Origin of the sequence: Roseburia sp. AM16-25 (assembly GCF_003473825.1) — a bacterium.
Classification (GTDB): Bacteria; Bacillota; Clostridia; order Lachnospirales; family Lachnospiraceae; genus Pararoseburia; species Pararoseburia lenta.
In genome coordinates this window covers 671,567-690,178 of sequence record NZ_QUCW01000002.1, presented here as the reverse complement: position 1 = coordinate 690,178, position 18,612 = coordinate 671,567, and the positions used below count along the sequence as shown (strand labels likewise).

At 46.4% G+C, this 18,612-nt stretch carries 23 protein-coding genes; all 23 read left to right on the top strand.

Annotated elements, in window-relative coordinates; translation table 11 throughout:
* Window positions 1–59 precede the first annotated feature (59 nt).
* A complete protein-coding gene (ylxM, locus tag DW183_RS07255; protein ID WP_118281310.1) occupies window positions 60–404 on the top strand; it encodes a YlxM family DNA-binding protein in 345 nt (114 codons plus the stop codon).
* A gap of 1 nt (window position 405) precedes the next feature.
* Window positions 406–1,758: a signal recognition particle protein gene (gene ffh / locus DW183_RS07250; protein ID WP_118281309.1), complete on the top strand. Its 1,353-nt coding sequence runs from the start codon at window positions 406–408 to the stop codon at window positions 1,756–1,758.
* A 43-nt stretch (window positions 1,759–1,801) separates the two neighbouring features.
* Window positions 1,802–2,047, top strand: coding sequence for a 30S ribosomal protein S16 (gene rpsP, locus DW183_RS07245; RefSeq protein ID WP_118281308.1), 246 nt, complete (start codon window positions 1,802–1,804; stop codon window positions 2,045–2,047).
* Window positions 2,048–2,086: 39 nt separating this feature from the next.
* Entirely contained in the window at window positions 2,087–2,314 is a 228-nt protein-coding gene (locus DW183_RS07240; protein WP_118281307.1) for a KH domain-containing protein, read from the top strand.
* An 82-nt stretch (window positions 2,315–2,396) separates the two neighbouring features.
* Window positions 2,397–2,909 (top strand): ribosome maturation factor RimM, encoded by a 513-nt coding sequence (gene rimM / locus DW183_RS07235; protein WP_118281306.1) that lies wholly within the window; start codon window positions 2,397–2,399, stop codon window positions 2,907–2,909.
* Window positions 2,910–2,913: 4 nt separating this feature from the next.
* Window positions 2,914–3,648, top strand: coding sequence for a tRNA (guanosine(37)-N1)-methyltransferase TrmD (gene trmD, locus DW183_RS07230; protein WP_118281305.1), 735 nt, complete (start codon window positions 2,914–2,916; stop codon window positions 3,646–3,648).
* Window positions 3,649–3,760: 112 nt separating this feature from the next.
* Window positions 3,761–4,114: a 50S ribosomal protein L19 gene (rplS, locus tag DW183_RS07225; RefSeq protein WP_118281304.1), complete on the top strand. Its 354-nt coding sequence runs from the start codon at window positions 3,761–3,763 to the stop codon at window positions 4,112–4,114.
* A 112-nt stretch (window positions 4,115–4,226) separates the two neighbouring features.
* The gene (lepB, locus tag DW183_RS07220) at window positions 4,227–4,856 is read left to right on the top strand and encodes a signal peptidase I (protein ID WP_118281303.1); all 630 of its coding nucleotides are present in this window, start codon (window positions 4,227–4,229) and stop codon (window positions 4,854–4,856) included.
* An 8-nt stretch (window positions 4,857–4,864) separates the two neighbouring features.
* Window positions 4,865–5,734, top strand: a complete 870-nt coding sequence (ylqF, locus tag DW183_RS07215; protein ID WP_118281302.1) for a ribosome biogenesis GTPase YlqF — start codon at window positions 4,865–4,867, stop codon at window positions 5,732–5,734.
* A 1-nt stretch (window position 5,735) separates the two neighbouring features.
* On the top strand, window positions 5,736–6,320 hold the full coding sequence (gene lepB, locus DW183_RS07210; protein WP_118281301.1) for a signal peptidase I: 585 nt from the start codon (window positions 5,736–5,738) through the stop codon (window positions 6,318–6,320).
* 21 nt (window positions 6,321–6,341) lie between these two features.
* Window positions 6,342–7,112, top strand: coding sequence for a ribonuclease HII (locus tag DW183_RS07205; RefSeq protein ID WP_118281300.1), 771 nt, complete (start codon window positions 6,342–6,344; stop codon window positions 7,110–7,112).
* Between the two features lie 21 nt (window positions 7,113–7,133).
* The gene (locus DW183_RS07200) at window positions 7,134–8,810 is read left to right on the top strand and encodes a flagellar hook-length control protein FliK (protein ID WP_118281299.1); all 1,677 of its coding nucleotides are present in this window, start codon (window positions 7,134–7,136) and stop codon (window positions 8,808–8,810) included.
* A gap of 2 nt (window positions 8,811–8,812) precedes the next feature.
* Window positions 8,813–9,121 carry an EscU/YscU/HrcU family type III secretion system export apparatus switch protein gene (locus DW183_RS07195; RefSeq protein WP_118281298.1) on the top strand — a complete coding sequence of 103 codons (309 nt, stop codon included), beginning with the start codon at window positions 8,813–8,815 and terminating at the stop codon, window positions 9,119–9,121.
* Complete coding sequence (locus DW183_RS07190) at window positions 9,118–9,486, top strand: YraN family protein (RefSeq protein ID WP_256386595.1); 369 nt, start codon at window positions 9,118–9,120, stop codon at window positions 9,484–9,486. The genes DW183_RS07195 and DW183_RS07190 overlap by 4 nt, the downstream gene beginning before the upstream one ends.
* Complete coding sequence (pgeF, locus tag DW183_RS07185) at window positions 9,483–10,313, top strand: peptidoglycan editing factor PgeF (RefSeq protein ID WP_118281296.1); 831 nt, start codon at window positions 9,483–9,485, stop codon at window positions 10,311–10,313. The genes DW183_RS07190 and pgeF overlap by 4 nt, the downstream gene beginning before the upstream one ends.
* Before the next feature lie 22 nt (window positions 10,314–10,335).
* Window positions 10,336–11,652 (top strand): DUF512 domain-containing protein, encoded by a 1,317-nt coding sequence (locus DW183_RS07180; RefSeq protein WP_118281295.1) that lies wholly within the window; start codon window positions 10,336–10,338, stop codon window positions 11,650–11,652.
* 16 nt (window positions 11,653–11,668) lie between these two features.
* Window positions 11,669–12,991, top strand: a complete 1,323-nt coding sequence (der, locus tag DW183_RS07175; protein WP_118281294.1) for a ribosome biogenesis GTPase Der — start codon at window positions 11,669–11,671, stop codon at window positions 12,989–12,991.
* A gap of 2 nt (window positions 12,992–12,993) precedes the next feature.
* The gene (gene plsY, locus DW183_RS07170) at window positions 12,994–13,644 is read left to right on the top strand and encodes a glycerol-3-phosphate 1-O-acyltransferase PlsY (RefSeq protein WP_118281293.1); all 651 of its coding nucleotides are present in this window, start codon (window positions 12,994–12,996) and stop codon (window positions 13,642–13,644) included.
* 63 nt (window positions 13,645–13,707) lie between these two features.
* Window positions 13,708–14,700: an NAD(P)H-dependent glycerol-3-phosphate dehydrogenase gene (locus DW183_RS07165; RefSeq protein WP_118281292.1), complete on the top strand. Its 993-nt coding sequence runs from the start codon at window positions 13,708–13,710 to the stop codon at window positions 14,698–14,700.
* Between the two features lie 113 nt (window positions 14,701–14,813).
* A complete protein-coding gene (nrdD, locus tag DW183_RS07160) occupies window positions 14,814–16,934 on the top strand; it encodes an anaerobic ribonucleoside-triphosphate reductase (RefSeq protein WP_118281291.1) in 2,121 nt (706 codons plus the stop codon).
* Window positions 16,935–16,948: 14 nt separating this feature from the next.
* A complete protein-coding gene (gene nrdG, locus DW183_RS07155; RefSeq protein WP_118281290.1) occupies window positions 16,949–17,440 on the top strand; it encodes an anaerobic ribonucleoside-triphosphate reductase activating protein in 492 nt (163 codons plus the stop codon).
* Window positions 17,441–17,465: 25 nt separating this feature from the next.
* Window positions 17,466–17,903, top strand: coding sequence for a dUTP diphosphatase (gene dut, locus DW183_RS07150; RefSeq protein ID WP_118281289.1), 438 nt, complete (start codon window positions 17,466–17,468; stop codon window positions 17,901–17,903).
* A 12-nt stretch (window positions 17,904–17,915) separates the two neighbouring features.
* Window positions 17,916–18,581 carry an orotate phosphoribosyltransferase gene (locus DW183_RS07145; protein ID WP_243069530.1) on the top strand — a complete coding sequence of 222 codons (666 nt, stop codon included), beginning with the start codon at window positions 17,916–17,918 and terminating at the stop codon, window positions 18,579–18,581.
* The last annotated feature ends 31 nt before the right edge of the window (window positions 18,582–18,612 follow it).

Below are 18,612 nucleotides of genomic sequence, written 5' to 3'. Positions count from 1 at the left end.
GTCAAGAAAAAATACTTGACACCTGCTTTTTGCTATAGTATATTATACGAGGTGATGATATGAACGATAAGATTGAGCAGGGAGATCTTTATGATTTCTATGGTGAACTTTTAAACGATCATCAGAGAAGCATCTATGAAGATTTCGTACTAAATGACCTGTCTTTGGGAGAGATCGCAGCCGATCGAGGCATCAGTCGTCAGGCGGTGCATGATGTGATCAAGCGATCCACTCGAACATTAGAAGAATATGAGGACAAGTTACATCTGATTGAAAAGTTTGTTCATATCAGAGACAAAGTGAGGACGATCGATACTTTGGTTCACACTACCGATCAACATTCTGTGGAAGAGATCTTAGCACAGATCACAATCATATCCAACGATATCCTAGAGGAGTTATAAGATGGCATTTGAGAGTCTTTCAGACAAACTACAAAATGTATTCAAGAACCTTCGTGGTAAGGGACGTCTGAGCGAGGAAGATGTCAAGGCTGCTCTTAAGGAAGTCAAGATGGCACTCTTAGAAGCAGATGTCAATTTCAAAGTCGTAAAGAACTTTGTCAAGACAGTGCAGGAGCGTGCGATCGGTGCGGATGTCATGAACGGTCTGAATCCGGGACAGATGGTCATCAAGATCGTAAATGAAGAACTTACGAATCTGATGGGATCTGAGACGACGGAGATTGCTTATCGTCCGGGACAGCAGATTACGGTCATCATGATGGTAGGTCTGCAGGGCGCCGGTAAAACGACTACGACTGCCAAGTTAGCAGGTCATGTAAAGAAAAAAGGCAAGAAGCCGCTCTTGGTTGCCTGTGATGTATATCGTCCGGCGGCCATTACCCAGTTACAGATCAACGGGGAAAAGCAGGGTGTACCGGTATTTTCCATGGGAGACAAGAACAAGCCGGCAGATATCGCAAAGGCATCCATCGAGCATGCAAAGAAAAACGGCTTTAATGTTGTGATCCTCGATACTGCAGGTCGACTGCATATCGATGAGGGCATGATGGATGAGTTGGTAGAGATCAAGGAATCCGTAGATGTGGCACAGACACTTTTGGTTGTCGATGCCATGACCGGACAGGATGCTGTCAATGTAGCAGGTACTTTCGATGAGAAGATCGGTATTGATGGCGTTGTTCTTACAAAGTTAGATGGTGATACCAGAGGTGGTGCGGCACTTTCCATTCGTGCCGTGACAGGCAAGCCGATCCTTTTCTGTGGTATGGGAGAGAAACTGGATGATCTGGAGCAGTTTTATCCGGATCGTATGGCATCCCGTATCCTTGGCATGGGTGATGTGCTTTCTCTGATCGAAAAGGCAGAGGCATCCATTGATGAGGACAAGGCAAAGGACTTATCCCGCAAGATGCGCAAGGCAGAATTTGATTACAATGATTATCTCGACTCTATGGCGCAGATGAAGAAAATGGGCGGTATCGGCAGTGTGCTTGGTATGATGCCGGGGATGATCCCAGGCATGAACAGTGCGCAGGTCTCACAGTTAGAGGGCGCTATTGATGATAAAAAGATGGCACACATCGAGGCAATCATCCTTTCGATGACCCCGGAGGAGAGAGCCAATCCAAAACTTATGAATCCGAGTCGTAAAAAGCGACTGGCAAGAGGTGCCGGCGTTGACATTGCAGAAGTCAACCGTTTCATCAAACAGTTCGATCAGACGAAAAAGATGATGAAAAAAATGCCGGGCATGATGGGTGGTAAAAGAGGAAGAATGAAATTTCCTTTTTAACAACATAAATTTATAATTTTTAATTTCTTAGGAGGAAAACAAAATGGCAGTAAAGATTAGATTAAGAAGAATGGGACAGAAGAAGAATCCTTTCTACAGAATCGTAGTAGCAGATTCCAGATCACCTAGAGATGGTAAGTGCATCGAGGAGATCGGAACATACGATCCAAATCAGGATCCTTCCGTATATCATGTAAACGAAGAGTTGGCAAAGAAGTGGCTCGCTAACGGAGCACAGCCAACAGAGACTGTAGCAAGAATTTTCAAGCAGGCTGGTATTGAGAAATAATCCATAAAAACAGGCATTGAAAGAACGAGGTATTAGGTGATGAAAGAATTAGTTGAAGTAATTGCAAAGTCACTGGTAGATTACCCGGAGGAAGTTGTTGTTACAGAAACAGAAAATGACAAGACCATTGTTGTTGAGTTACATGTGGCTTCATCAGATATGGGCAAGGTAATCGGCAAGCAGGGACGTATTGCAAAAGCAATCCGTTCCGTAGTGAAGGCAGCAGCCTCAAAGTCGGATAAAAAAGTCGTTGTAGATATTGTATAAGACTAAGATCCCTAATTGCCATGCGAATGTATGGCGGTTGGGGATTTCTTCTTATATAAAAGAATAATTTTGGGAGAGAAGTATGGATTTGTATCAGGTGGGCGCGATCACTCAGACGCATGGCGTCCGGGGCGAGGTCAAGGTATTTCCCTTGACGGATGATGTGATGCGCTTTAAAAATATGAAAGATCTGATCTTAGATACCGGTCGAGAGCAGATCACGCTGGAGGTGACTTCGGCGAGACCACAGAAAAATCTGGTGATCTTAAAGTTCAAGGGCTATGACAGCATCAATGATGTAGAAAAGTACAAGGGCGCCAAGTTGTATGTGACAAAAGAAAATCGTGTTGCATGTGATGAGGATGAGTATTTTATTGCAGATCTGATCGGACTTACAGTTGTGACGGATGATGGAAGTGTACTTGGTACACTGACAGATGTTATTACAACAGGGGCAAATGATGTCTATGCAGTAAAGATGGAGTCGGGAAAAGAACTTTTGATTCCTGCCATTCATGACTGTATTTTACAGGTAAATGATGACGAGAGAAAAATGACGGTTCATTTGCTGGATGGACTGTTGGATGAGGAGTAATCACGTGAAATTTTTCATTTTGACTTTATTCCCGGAGATGGTAATGCAGGGATTGCATACAAGTATTATCGGTCGCGCCGTTGAGAAGGGAAAAATATCCATCGAAGCAGTAAATATCAGAGATTTTACGACAGAAAAACATGGTAAAGTAGATGATTATCCTTATGGCGGCGGTGCGGGCATGGTCATGCAGGCGCAGCCGATCTACGATGCGTGGAAGTCTGTTGTCGATCGTGTGGAAGGCAGTGTACGCACCATTTATCTGACCCCCCAGGGAAAGACTTTTGTACAGAACGATGCAAAGGAACTGGCTAAGGAGGAAAATCTGATCCTGCTTTGCGGCCATTATGAAGGCATCGATGAACGGGTATTAGAGGAGGTTGTTACCGATTATATGTCCATTGGGGATTTTGTCCTTACCGGTGGTGAACTTCCTGCCATGGTCATGGTCGATGCTATTTCCCGTATGGTTCCGGGCGTGCTTTCCAATGGAGACTCCAAAGAGACGGAGAGTTTTGAAAATAATCTCTTAGAGTATCCACAGTATTCCAGACCGGAAGAATGGAATGGCAAGAAGGTGCCTGCCATTCTTTTATCCGGAGATCATGCCAAGGTGGATGCCTGGCGGCATGAACAATCCCTGCTTCGTACAAAAGAGAGGCGACCGGATCTTCTGGCAGCAGCGGATCTTTCAAAACAAGATCGGGAATTTTTAGAAAAATGTAAGGAAATAGAATAAATACTTGCCTTTTGCACGGGTTTATGATATTATCAACGAGTTGTGAAAAGAGATGGTCCTCTGGTACGCATGTATTAAGAACGTCAAGATAATTTAATTAGGAGGTCACAAAATGAACGCAAATGAAATCATCAAGAACATTGAAGCAGAACAGTTAAAGTCTGAAGTAGACGAGTTCCACGTAGGTGATACTGTTAGGGTACACGCTAAGATCAAAGAGGGTAACCGTGAAAGAATCCAGGTATTCGAAGGTACTGTTTTAAAGAGACAGGGTGGAAGCAATCGTGAGACATTTACTGTTAGAAAGTTCTCTAACGGTGTTGGAGTAGAAAAGACATGGCCAGTGCATAGCCCTAACGTAGAGAAGATCGAAGTAGTACGTCGTGGTAAGGTAAGACGTGCTAAACTTAACTACTTAAGAGATCGTATCGGCAAGAAGGCTAAGGTTAAAGAATTAGTTCAGTAGTAAGACCAGAAGAGAGCAACCACAAATGTGGTTGTTCTTTTTTTTCATATCGTGTATAGTAATATAGGATTGTTATATATCCGATAAATGAGATATGATAATAGGATGAATTATGAATAAAAGACAGATTATACGCATGGCGAGGCAGGTAGGGAAAAAAATAGGCACTGGTAGAAGTGGGCTGAATTTCCGCCGCCGACGTCGCAAGATACAGGGTGAAAAAGTCCGCTATGTCAGTATTTGGATCGCAGAGATCTTAGCTGTTATCGCCTTAGCCTTTCTTGTTACCTTAGGCTATGGCAAAAGAATCTCCTGCTCGGGAGAATCCATGGCACCGGCAGTTGTGGAAAATGGCAGTGTGCTGGTCGATCGTGTGGCATATCACATCCGGTCACCGAAAAAAGGGGATGTCGTGGCTTTTACACCAAAGGGCAATACCAGTGCCAACGATAATGTCAAGCGTATCGTGGCGGTGCCGGGGGATACGGTGCAGATCAAAAGTGGTAGACTTTATGTCAACGGAACAGCCACAAACCTCAAACAGACCGGATTGTCTATTAAGGATGCCGGACGGGCTGAGACGGAGATCACCTTAGGGGATGATGAGTACTTTGTACTGGGTGACAATGTCAACAACAGTGAGGATAGCCGCTACGAATCCATTGGCAATGTGACGCGCAAGGAAATGATAGGAAAGGTATGGTTCTGTTTATCCCTCAAGGGATTCGGACCGGTAAACTAGGAGTAGATATGGAATTTCAATGGTACCCGGGTCATATGACCAAGGCAAAAAGACAGATGCAGGAGGACATAAAACTGATCGATCTGGTGATCGAACTGGTGGATGCAAGGATTCCCCTGAGCAGCCGCAATCCGGATATAGACGAACTGGGCAAGCAGAAGGCAAGACTGATCTTGCTGAATAAGGCAGATCTGGCAGACCCTAAGGTGACAGCAGGCTGGAAAACATATTTTCAGGATAAGGGATATTTTGTCGTAACCCTGGATTCCCGCAATCGCAAGGGCATGAAGGAAGTGACACAGGTCGTCATGGATGCCTGTGCCAAAAAGATCGAACGAGACCGGGCGAGAGGGATCAAGAACCGACCGGTGCGTGCTATGGTCGTAGGTATTCCAAATGTAGGAAAGTCGACCTTTATCAATTCTTATGCTGGAAAAGCCTGCGCCAAGACCGGCAATAAGCCGGGCGTTACCAAGGGCAAGCAGTGGATACGCCTCAATAAAAATGTCGAGTTGCTCGATACACCGGGCATCTTATGGCCAAAGTTTGAAGATCAGACGGTCGGACTGCATTTAGCATGCATCGGCTCGATCAAAGATGAACTTTTGCAGACAGAAGAACTCGCCTTAGAACTCTGCAAGATCTTAAAGGACAAGTATCCGGGGGCTCTGGCAGGGCGTTATCAGATCGATGAGACAAAAGAAGTTCTTACTTTCTTAGAGCAGATCGCTGAAAATCGGAATTGCCGCTCTAAGGGAAACCAGTTGGATTACAGCAAGGCAGCCCTTCTGGTGATCGATGATTTCCGCAGCGGAACGATCGGCAAGATTTCTCTGGAATTTCCGGAGAAAATAAAAAAGGAAGAGACGGAAGTATAAAATGACACAAGAACAAAAAAGTACAAAAAAACCGGATCAGGCAGAGCAGACATCACCGGCACATGAGATCTTAAGTTTGCTTTTATATATCGTTATTGTTTTTGGAATCTGTTTTTTGATCATAACCTTTGTGGGACAGCGATCCCGCGTGAGTGGTTCTTCCATGGAACCGACACTTTCCGATGGGGACAATCTGATCGTGGATAAGATCTCTTACCGCTTACATGATCCTGAGCGTTTTGATATCATCATCTTCCCTTATCAATATGAAGAAAACACCTATTATATCAAGCGTATCATCGGTCTTCCGGGCGAGACGGTCTACATCAATGATGCCGGAGAGATCTATATCAACGGCACTCTTTTGAAAGAAAATTACGGACTGGAGACCATCCAGAATCCGGGACTGGCATCGGAACCCATCACACTGGGCGATGATGAATACTTTGTTATGGGTGACAATCGCAACAACAGTACCGACAGCCGTTTTGCCTCGGTAGGAGCGATCAAGCGTCAGGACATCATCGGTAAGGCATGGGTGCGTATCTATCCATTCAACAAGATCATGGTCATCAAACACCAGTAGCATTTAGGAGAAGTCGTGGATATGGAAAAAAAGATCAAAGATATCCAGCAGGAATACAAGGAAAAAGACGATCTGGAATTGCCGGATTTTATTGAAGAATACATAAGAGACGGTAGACCGGGTGTTGCCAAGATCATCGGGCAGGCGAAAAAAAGACTGGACCGGTTGGAACAGGAAAGGCAGCGTTTGGAGGTCTTGCGGACTTATGAGCACCGCTATGAAGATGCATACCCTATGATCTGTGGCATTGATGAGGTGGGCAGAGGACCGCTTGCCGGGCCGGTGTGTGCGGCGGCAGTCATTTTACCAAGGGATTGTGAGATCCTTTATATCAATGATTCCAAGAAATTATCGGAGGCAAGACGTGAGGCGCTCTATGATGAGATCATGGAAAAAGCAGTTGCAGTAGGTCTTGGTTTTGCTTCGCCGGAAAAGATCGATGAGGTCAATATTTTACAGGCGACTTATATTGCCATGCGTCAGGCAATCGCAGAACTTGCGGTTGCGCCGGATCTTTTGTTAAATGATGCTGTGACCATACCGGAGGTATCCGTCAAACAGGTGCCGATCATCAAGGGGGATGCCAAGAGCATTTCCATCGGGGCGGCAAGTATCATTGCAAAAGTGACCAGAGACCGACTGATGAAAGAATACGATGCCATCATGCCGGAGTATGGCTTTGCACAGAACAAGGGCTATGGCACGAAAGAACATATCGAAGCGTTACAGAAGTACGGACCAAGTCCTATCCACAGAAAGTCCTTTATCGGTCATTTTGTGGAATGTGAGTAACTTTTCTAAGGGGGAAGAGAAGTGCAGGTTTCTGATTTGCTGACACAGTATCAAAACAATTTATCTTCCGGCAGTGAGGTCTCCACCAAGACAAAGGGGATAGAGCAATTAGTCGAGACGGTAAAACAATTAAAGACAGGCAATATCTTTGAGGGAACCGTAAATAGCATACGCGGTACTCAGGTAATATTAGGGCTGAGCAGTGGACAGAATATTACAGCCAGATTGGACGCGGGCTTGTCTCTTTCTAAGGGACAGTCTGTTTTTTTTCAGGTGAAATCCAATGACGGAGAACAGATCCGGATCAAGCCGATCGCCATGGGAGCAGGTCAGGGCAATCCGACACTGATGCAGGCACTGGATGCCGCAAGTCTGGCAGTGAGCGAGCGTAACTTAAACATGGTAAATGCCATGATGAAAGAAGGCATGTCGATCGATTCCAAAAGCCTGCAAAATATGGCAAGACAGATCGGCAGTGTCCCGGGCAGTCAGCCGGAGACCATTGTGCAGATGCAGAAATTACAACTTCCCATCGATGCCAACAGTGTCGAGCAGTTTGAAAATTATAAGGCGGACAGGCGTCAAGTCCTAAGTCAGGTGCAGGATCTGGTGGCGGTATTGGGAGAGTCTTTTTTAGATGATGCGGTAGATACCCAGACGATGGTCGGGCAGAACAACCGGCTGGTGGCATTTTTCGGAGATCTTTCCATGCAGGAGGCGTTTGCCACAGGCGAAGCGGTCTATGCAGAGGAAATGCTACCAGCAGAAGGGCAGGAGTCTGTGGATCTGGAATACTTATCCCAGAGGGCGGGGATCTTCTCGCAGACACTGGAGGATATGGATGCCTATGAAGCCGGAACACTTGGCAATAGTCTGGATCAGGGGACATTTGCAGACCTGCAAAATGTCTTGGGACAGATGCCGTCTTTTATCAAGGAACACGCCAATTTTTTTACGGCAGAGGGGCAGCTTCTACCACAGACCAAGGTGGATGCTTTTTTGCAGGAAGTCTCTGTTTTTTTAGGACAAAATGCTGGCAGGCTTTCCAAGGAGAGTGTGCAAGATCTTTTGCGTTCCAAGGGGTATCAGAAGTTATTTTCTGATCTGGTGACAAAAGAGTGGACGGTTGCGCCGCAGGATTTGCCAAAAGAACACAGTATCAGCCACCTGTATGAGAAAATGTCGCAGCAGATCCATGATCTGGAACAACTGGCAGACAAATTTCCAAGTGCCAAAGAGACCATACAGGGGACAGCCAATTCCCTGTCACAAAATATAGAATTCATGAACCAGTTAAGCCAGATGTATTCCTATGTGCAGGTGCCGATACGCCTGCGCGGACAGAATGTCAACAGCGAACTTTTTGTTTATCGCAACGGGGGGCGCGACAAGGGGGCAGACGATGAACTGACGGCTTTTTTACATTTTGATATGGACAATCTGGGCGGTGTGGATATTTCGGTCAAGATGCTCCAAAAAAATGTATCTGCCAACTGGTACTTAGAGGATGCAGACAGTCTGACGCTTTTGGAGGAGAATATGCATCTTTTGACGGATCGCTTAGAAAAAAAGGGTTACACCTGTAGCATGAAATTGGAACAGGATGCCAAAAAGATCGATTTTGTGGAAGATTTTTTAAAGGCAGACCAGAAAAGCAGCGGCGAGGTGCATCGGTATTCCTTTGATGTGAGGGCATAAGTATGGAAAATAAAGAGTGGAAACCCCAGGATTTTTCAAAAGAAAAGACAGCAGTCGCCCTATCCTATGATCCAAATGATATTGCACCAAAGATCGTGGCGACGGGCAAGGGACATGTGGCGGAAAAGATCATTACCTCCGCCAAGGAAAATGATGTGCCTTTTTATCAGGATGGAAAACTGGCAGATACCTTATCCAAATTTGACATTGGAGAAGCCATTCCACCGGAATTATATGAGGTCGTTGCGGAGATACTGGTCTTTGTGGACGGCATGGAAAAGGTGAAAGCAAAACTGGACGGGAGGAAATAGGAACGAAAGCAAATAAAAGAAGTGTGGGGAGCAGGTATGAAAAAGAAGCGGCAGACTATTTAAGGCGTCAGGGCTATGAGATCCTTGTTATGAATTATCGCAACCGCAAGGGTGAGATCGATATCGTGGCGAGGGACGGGGCCTACCTTTGTTTTGTGGAGGTAAAGTACCGCAAGGATGCTGCCGCCGGAGATCCTTTGGAGGCGGTCGGCTGGCGAAAGCAGACGGTCATCTGTCGGGTGGCGGATCATTTCCTTTTGACGCACAGACAGTGGGCAGATCTACAGATCCGCTTTGATGTCGTTGCCATTTTAAAGGACGAGATCACACTTCTTACCAATGCCTTTCCTTATATCGGCTTATGATAGAAAAAAGAAACTACAGATCAGAGGAAGGATATGTTCTGCCTTATCTTTCCTTTTCAAGTTATGAGGCACTGCCTTATATCCGGCATATGTTTACGACCAGAGAGGGCGGTGTCAGCAAGGATATCTATGAAAGCCTGAACCTAAGTTTTACCAGAGGGGATGACGAGACGGCAGTTTTGGAAAACTACCGAAGGGTGGCTCAGGCACTGGGGACGTCCATAGATCATATCGTGACGAGCGACCAGACCCACACGACCAATGTGAGACCTGTGGGAAAGGAAGATCTTGGCAAGGGGATCACGCGCCCACGCGATTATAAAGATGTGGACGGCATGATCACAGACCAGCCGGGTGTTTTGCTTGCCACTTTCTATGCAGACTGTGTCCCGCTTTATTTTGTGGATCCGGTGCATAAGGCGATCGGTCTGTCCCATTCCGGCTGGAGAGGGACGGTAGGACGTATGGGACAGGCGACGGTAGAAGCCATGGAAAGATCCTTTGGAAGTCAGCCGAAAGACCTGCTCTGTGCCATCGGTCCATCCATCTGCCAGGACTGCTATGAGGTGAGCCGGGATGTGGCAGAGGCATTTATATTTGCATTTCCGACTCATGAAAAGGAGATCTTACAGGCAGGCGCGCTCGGCAAATACCAGTTGGATCTGTGGAAAGCCAATGAGATCGTATTGACAGAGGCAGGTGTATTGAAAGAGCATATAGACCTTGCAGGGCTTTGTACCTGCTGCAACAGCAGTATTTTATTTTCGCACAGAGCCAGCAAGGGGAAACGAGGAAATCTGGGAGCATTTTTGATGCTTACCGAGTGACGAGAAAGATGAGGATAGATTTATGAGCACATCACATCAGATTGCTTTTGTAAGACCCGGGAGTCCCGCGGCACTTGCAGGAGTGGAACCGATGGATATCATAAAAGAGATCAATGGTGTCGAACTGATCGATATCTTTGATTATTATTACTACGAGGATGAACCGGCATTTGATATGCTGATCGAAAAGCCGGATCAGACAAGACATCTTGTGCATATCACAAAATCAGAGGGCGAAGATCTTGGTATCACCTTTGAAAATGGACTGATGGACGATTATCGGTCCTGCCACAATAAATGCATGTTCTGTTTCATTGACCAGATGCCGCCGGGCATGCGGGAAACCTTATATTTTAAGGATGACGATACCAGACTTTCTTTTTTACAGGGCAACTATGTGACCCTGACCAACATGAAGGAGGAAGATCTCAAACGTATCATCCACTATCATCTGGCCCCCATCAATATCTCTGTGCAGGCGACCAATCCCGAACTGCGCTGCAAGATGCTCCACAATCGTTTTGCCGGTGACATCTTAGACAAGATCAAGATGTTAGCGGATGCCGATATTGAGATGAATGCCCAGATCGTTTTGTGCAAGGGAGAAAATGATGGGGCAGAACTGGATCGTTCCATCGGAGATCTTTTATCTTTTTACCCGCAGATGCAGAGCATGTCTGTAGTGCCGGTAGGATTGACCAAGTTTCGAGAGGGGCTGTACCCGCTGGAACCTTTTGAAAGAGAAGAAGCGCGCGAAGTGCTTGCTACCATCCACAAATGGCAGGACATCAGTTTTGAAAAGTACGGCACACATTTTGTGCAGGCATCTGATGAATGGTATCTGATCGCCGGTTATGACCTGCCGACGGAAGAACGCTATGACGGCTATACCCAGTTGGAAAACGGTGTCGGCATGATCCGGCTTTTGATGGACGAATTCCGGGAAGCCTTAGCCAAAGAGAAAAAGCATCCTTTTATGCGGAAAAAAGAATGTGCGATCGCGACCGGAAGGCTGGCAGCCCCTTTTATCCGCATGCTGTGTCAGGAATTCATGGAGAAATTTCCCAAAGTCACCGTGTATGTCTATGAGATCCGCAACGATTTCTTTGGCGAAAAGATCACGGTTTCTGGTCTGATCACAGGACAGGATCTGATGGCACAACTCAAGGAACAGCCGCTGGGAAGCCACCTGCTCTTACCGCAGAATATGGTGCGTGCCGAGGAACAGGATTTCTTGGATGATGTGACGGTCGCCCAGTTAAGTGACGCTTTACAAGTAAAGGTGGATATTGTAAAATCAAGCGGACAAGATCTCGTGAAACAATTAATTACATTATAAATAGATGGAGGAAAATATGAGTAAGCCTGTAGTTGCCATTGTAGGACGACCAAATGTAGGAAAGTCTACTTTGTTCAATGCCTTGGCAGGAGAGAGGATTTCGATTGTAAAAGATACGCCGGGAGTGACCCGAGACCGTATCTATGCAGATGTTACATGGTTGAAGCATGAATTTACCATGATCGATACCGGTGGTATTGAGCCGGAATCAAAAGATATTATCATCAGCCAGATGCGTGAGCAGGCGCAGATCGCCATTGATACGGCAGATGTCATCATCTTTATGACAGATGTCAGACAGGGACTGGTAGATGCGGATGCAAAAGTAGCGGATATGCTGCGCCGTTCCAAAAAACCGGTCGTTTTGGTAGTCAACAAGGTTGACAGTTTTGAAAAATACATGGCGGATGTCTATGAATTTTATAATCTGGGTATCGGGGATCCGATTCCAATCTCATCTTCCTCTATGTTAGGGCTTGGGGATATGCTAGACCAGGTGATCGCACATTTCCCGGAAGATGCTGGCGCAGATGAGGATCAGGATATTCCTAAGATCGCGATCGTTGGCAAACCAAACGTAGGAAAATCATCCCTTGTCAACCGTCTGGTGGGCGAGAACCGTGTGATCGTTTCCAATGTGGCTGGAACTACCAGAGATGCGGTCGATACCAAGGTCAAGTTCCATGGCAAGGAATATATCTTTATCGACACGGCAGGATTGCGCCGCAAGAGCAAGATCAAGGAAGAATTGGAGCGATTTAGTATCATTCGTGCCGTTGCTGCCGTAGAAAAGGCAGATGTCGTGATCGTGATGATCGATGCGACCGAGGGCGTGACAGAGCAGGATGCCAAGATCGCCGGGATCGCACATGAGCGCGGCAAGGGCATTATCATTGCAGTCAACAAGTGGGATGCCATCGAAAAGGATGACAAGACCATTTACAAGCATAAGGAAAAGATCAGACAGACCTTATCCTTTATGCCATATGCGCAGATCATGTTTATTTCCGTTTTGACGGGACAGCGTCTGCCAAAGATCTATGAGACCATCGATGCCGTGATTGAGAATAATTCTATGCGTGTTGCGACAGGTGTCTTAAATGAGATCGTGACCGAGGCTGTTGCTATGCAGCAACCGCCATCCGATAAGGGCAAGCGTCTCAAGATCTACTATGTGACCCAGGTGGCAGTCAAGCCGCCGACATTTGTTATCTTTGTCAATGACAAGGAATTGATGCATTTCTCCTACACCAGATATTTGGAGAACCGTATCCGTGATGCCTTTGGATTTGAGGGGACTTCCCTTAAGTTTATCATCCGGGAGAGAAAGGACGACTAATTATGGAATTGATGAGGCTCGTCGCACTTGCGATCGGTTATGCCTTTGGATTGATCTTATCGGGCTATCTTTTTGGCAAGAAAAAAGATGTGGATATCCGCAAACAGGGAAGCGGCAATATTGGTACGACCAACACCATGCGTATTTTAGGCATCAAGGTAGGTGCGCTGACACTGGTGTGTGACTGCTTAAAATGTGTGGCGGCAGTGGTAGTCGTCTGGCTTCTTTTTCGCACATCATACCCGGAGCATATTGTCTTGTTGGAATTATACGGGGCACTGGGTGCCATACTGGGGCATGATTTCCCTTTCTTTATGAAGTTTAAGGGGGGCAAGGGCATTGCCTGTAGTTTTGGTATGATCCTAGCCCTCTTTCCGCAGTGTCTGCCACTTTGTGTTCTGATCTTTGTTCTGGCAGTGGCGATCACACGCTATGTGTCTCTGGGATCTATTCTGGCGGCGCTGGGACTCATGGTACAGATCTGGATCTTTGGGGCAAAGGGCTGGCTGGCATTTGCCACGTCGGATCTTTTAGAAGCCCAGATCTTAGTATCTTTTGCCTGTATCCTTGCCATTGTATTGCATCGGGGCAATATCAAGCGGCTTTTGGCAGGTAATGAAAACAAGTTTTCTTTTAAATCAAAACGAGACTAGCAAATCAGTCAAGGAATCCTGCTTTTGGCAGGGTTCTTTTGCATGGAAGTAAAGGAGCGGAAAATGAAAGTTGGTGTCATCGGCGCAGGAAGTTGGGGATGTGCGCTGGCAATTTTATTACAGAATAACGGATGTCAGGTGAGTCTGTGGGGACATAGAAGGGAACAGATCGAAAAGATGCAGGCAAGCGGGGAGTGTGACAAACTGCCGGGAGTCATGCTTCCAAAGGAAATGAGCCTGACCTGGGATCTTTCTTCCTGTCTTTTGGGCAAGGATCTTCTGGTCTTAGCGGTTCCTTCTACGGCAACCAGAGAGACCGCAGAAAAGATCAAGCCTTATGTGGAAAAGAACCAGATCCTTTGCAGTGTTTCCAAGGGAATCGAGGAAGATAGCCTTTTGACCCAATGCGGTATTTTAGAAGATGTCTTGGGGAAGGATGCTAAGGTGGGCGTTCTAAGCGGTCCGTCTCATGCAGAAGAAGTCGTAAAAGGTCTGCCGACCGTTGTGGTTGCCGGCTCACGCGATATAGCCGTGGCAGAATTTTTACAGAATGCCTTTATGAATGAAAATTTCCGTGTCTATACCAGCACGGATGTGACCGGGATTGAGATCGGTGCCTCTTTAAAGAATGTCATCGCGCTGGCTGCCGGTATGTCGGATGGTCTGGGCTATGGGGACAATACCAAGGCGGCACTGATCACACGCGGCATCAAGGAAATATCTTCCTTGGCACTTGCCATGGGAGGACTTCCGCAGACCCTGAGTGGTCTTGCAGGCACAGGGGATCTGATCGTGACCTGTTCCAGCCGTCACAGCAGAAACCGTAAGGCAGGTATGCTGATCGGTCAGGGCTTGCGTCCAAAGGATGCCATGGATCAGGTGCATATGGTTGTAGAAGGTGTTTATTCAGCCAAGGCGGCACTGGCGCTGGGAAAAAAATACCAGGTCAGTCTGCCCATCATAGAACAGGTCAATGAGGTCTTGTTTCATGACGTAGATCCCCGCCTTGCCGTGCGCAGTCTCATGGAACGTGACAAAAAATCAGAGATTGCTTAAAAATCTATTGACTGCCATTTCCTATGATGCTAGAATGTAGAAACGGAGCACAAGATATAGTATATTGCAGGATGTGCTATATCGACATATAGATAAGAAAGGGAGCGTAATCGTTGATAAAAGTAGTAAAAAAAGACGGAACATTAGAGGATTTTAACGTACAAAAAGTCGTGGATGCAGTCAACAAATCTGCATGCAGGGTATTGATCAATTTTACAGAAGAAGAAGAAAAGTTTATTTGCCAGTTTGTAGAAGAAAAAGTATTTGCTCTCGGTATCGACCGCATCGAGATTGCCCAGATGCATAACATCGTAGAGGGCGCACTGGAAAGAGTCAATCCGGTGGTAGCCAAGAGTTATAGGGATTACCGTAATTACAAGCAGGACTTTGTGCAGATGTTAGACGATGTCTATACCAAGAGCCAGTCCATTATGTATATCGGTGACAAGGAAAATGCCAATACGGACTCTGCTTTGGTATCTACCAAGCGAAGCCTGATCTTTAACGAGTTCAACCGTGAATTATACAAGAAGTTCTTCCTGACGACAGAGGAGATTCAGGCCATTCGTGACGGCTATATCTATATCCATGATATGTCAGCCAGACGTGATACCATGAACTGCTGCCTTTTTGATGTCAAAGCAGTCTTGGAGGGCGGCTTTGAGATGGGAAATATCTGGTACAATGAGCCGAAATCCCTGGATGTTGCCTTTGACGTGATCGGAGATATCGTGCTGAGTGCTGCCAGCCAGCAGTATGGCGGCTTTACGGTGCCAAGCGCAGATCTGATCCTGGATAAATACGCAGAGATTTCTTTTGCCAAGTATGTGGAAAAATATACAGGTCTGGGACTTTCCCAAGAAAAGGCAGAAGCAACCGCTATGGCAGATGTAGAACGTGACTTTGAACAGGGCTTCCAGGGCTGGGAGTACAAGTTCAATACCGTTGCCAGCAGCCGTGGAGATTATCCGTTTATCACGGTGACCGCCGGAACCGGAACGACTCGTTTTGCCAAGATGGCGACCATCTGCATGCTCCGTGTCCGCATGAACGGACAGGGCAAAAAGGGACATAAGAAACCGGTACTTTTCCCGAAGATCGTATTTTTATATGATGAGAATTTACACGGACCGGGCAAGGAATTGGAAGATGTCTTTGAAGCAGGCATCGAATGTTCCAGAAAGACCATGTATCCGGATTGGCTGAGCCTGACCGGTAAGGGCTATATCGCCAGCATGTATAAGCAATACGGAGAGATCATCAGTCCGATGGGCTGTCGTGCCTTCCTTTCTCCTTGGTATGAAAGAGGCGGTATGTATCCGGCAGACGATCAGGATCGTCCGGTCTTTGTCGGCAGATTTAATATCGGAGCCGTCAGCCTGCATCTGCCAATGATCTTGGCAAAGGCAAGACAGGAGAGCCGCGACTTTTACGAAGTGTTGGATTACTATCTGGAACTTATCCGTAAACTCCATATCCGTACCTATGCTTATCTTGGTGAGATGCGTGCATCCACCAATCCACTGGCATATTGTGAAGGCGGATTTTATGGCGGACATCTGAAATACAATGACAAGATCAAACCAATCTTAAAGACCGCTACAGCTTCTTTTGGCATTACTGCATTCAACGAATTGCAGGAACTCTACAATGGCAAGTCCCTGGTAGAGGACGGACAGTTTGCGGTAGAGGTCTTGGAGCACATCAATGACAAGATCAATGAGTTTAAAAAAGAAGACGGCAATCTTTATGCAATCTACGGTACACCGGCAGAAAACCTTTGCGGTTTACAGGTAAAGCAGTTCCGCAAGAAATACGGTATCGTTGAAAATGTATCTGACCGTGAATATGTCAGCAACAGTTTTCATTGTCATGTCACAGAAGATATCACACCGATCCAGAAGCAGGATCTGGAATATCGTTTCTGGGAACTTTCCAATGGTGGCAAGATCCAGTATGTAAAATACCCGATCGGCTACAACAAAGAGGCAGTCAAGACCTTGGTACGCCGTGCCATGGAAATGGGATTTTACGAGGGCGTCAACCTTTCCCTTTCCTATTGTGATGATTGTGGTCATGAGGAATTGGATATGGATGTGTGTCCGGTCTGCGGCAGCAAGAATCTGACCAAGATCGAGCGTATGAATGGATATCTTTCTTACTCCAGAGTCAAGGGAGATACCAGATTGAATGATGCCAAGATGGCAGAAATAGCAGAAAGAAAGAGTATGTAGTATAGGTGGAATAAATGCGTTATCATAATATAACAAAAGACGATATGCTAAACGGCGACGGTCTGCGTGTGGTCTTATGGGTTGCCGGCTGCGATCATTGCTGCAAGGATTGCCAGAACCCGGTCACATGGGATCCCAATGGCGGTCTGGAGTTTGATCCAGAGGCAAAGGCAGAGTTATTTGAGGCACTGGATCATGATTATATTTCCGGTATCACTTTTAGCGGTGGAGATCCTCTTTTTTATGGCAACCGGGAAGATGTGACCCTGCTTGCCAAAGAGGTAAAGGATCGTTTTCCGGAAAAAACCATATGGCTTTATACCGGCTTTACCTACGAGACTATCCAGACGCTTCCTGTCATGGAATACGTGGATGTTTTGGTGGACGGAGAATTTGTCGTAGAAAAGAAAGATACCAGTCTTTACTGGCGCGGCAGCAGCAATCAGCGTGTGATCGATGTAGTTGCCACTAGAAAAACAAACGAAATCGTGTTACATTGTAAATAGCAATTCTTTTTTAGGAGTAGATGGAATGAAAATAGCATGGAAAAAACTGACATCTTCCGCAAAAATGCCGGAGAGAGGAAGTGCTTGGGCAGCGGGCTATGATCTGTTTGCAGATATTGCAGAGGAGACAAGGCTTGCACCGCACGAAACCAAAATGATCGGCACAGGTGTCGCACTGGCAGTGCCGGAAGGATATTTTGGCGGTGTTTTTGCCAGAAGCGGACTTTCTGCCAAGGAGGGACTTCGTCCTGCCAACTGTACCGGCGTGGTCGATGCAGACTATCGTGGTGAGGTCAAGGTGGCACTACATAACGACAGCGGGGAGGAGCGCGTCGTAGCGCCGGGACAAAAGATCGCACAACTGGTCATCATGCCATTTCTTTCCGTAGAATTTGAAGAGGTTGCAGATTTAGACGAGACAGAACGGGGACAAGGTGGATTTGGATCTACCGGTAAAATGTAGGAGGTATGCATTATGGGAGAGGCAGTAAAGAGTATTCGGGATCGTATGGTCAAGTTTTATGCAAAGGATGACAATACCATTACGTTAAACGCGACACCGGGGCATTTTGCAACGAGTTCATCACACATCAACTTCTATATCGATGTGACGCGATTAAAGGTACGTGCCAATGAGGCGAGGGAAGCAGCAAGAAGCATCAAGAACAAGATGCTGCATCATGTGACGACAGTGGATACCATTGTCTGCATGGATGGTACGGAGGTACTGGGCGCTTATCTGGCAGAGGAATTAGAAAAAGGACATTTCGCAAATAACAACAAACATGAGACTGTTTATATCGTGTCTCCGGAAGTCAACAGCATCAACCAGTTGCTTTTCCGTGAAAATGTACGTCCGGCGATCGAGGGGAAAAATGTATTGCTTTTGCTGGCAACCATGACGACGGGCGAGACCGTGCGCAGGAGTCTGGAATGTATTGAGTATTACGGAGGTAATATCGTGGGTGTATCTTCCATCTTTGGTACCATGACCAAGGTTGGCAATACCGAGGTATTTCCACTCTTTACCACGGATGATCTGCCGGGCTATCAGACCTATGCACCGCATGAATGTCCGTATTGCAAGAAAGGCATACCGATCGAGGCCATGGTCAATGGCTTCGGCTATTCAAAGTTATAATAAGAGCAAAAGGATGCGCCAAGCATTGCTT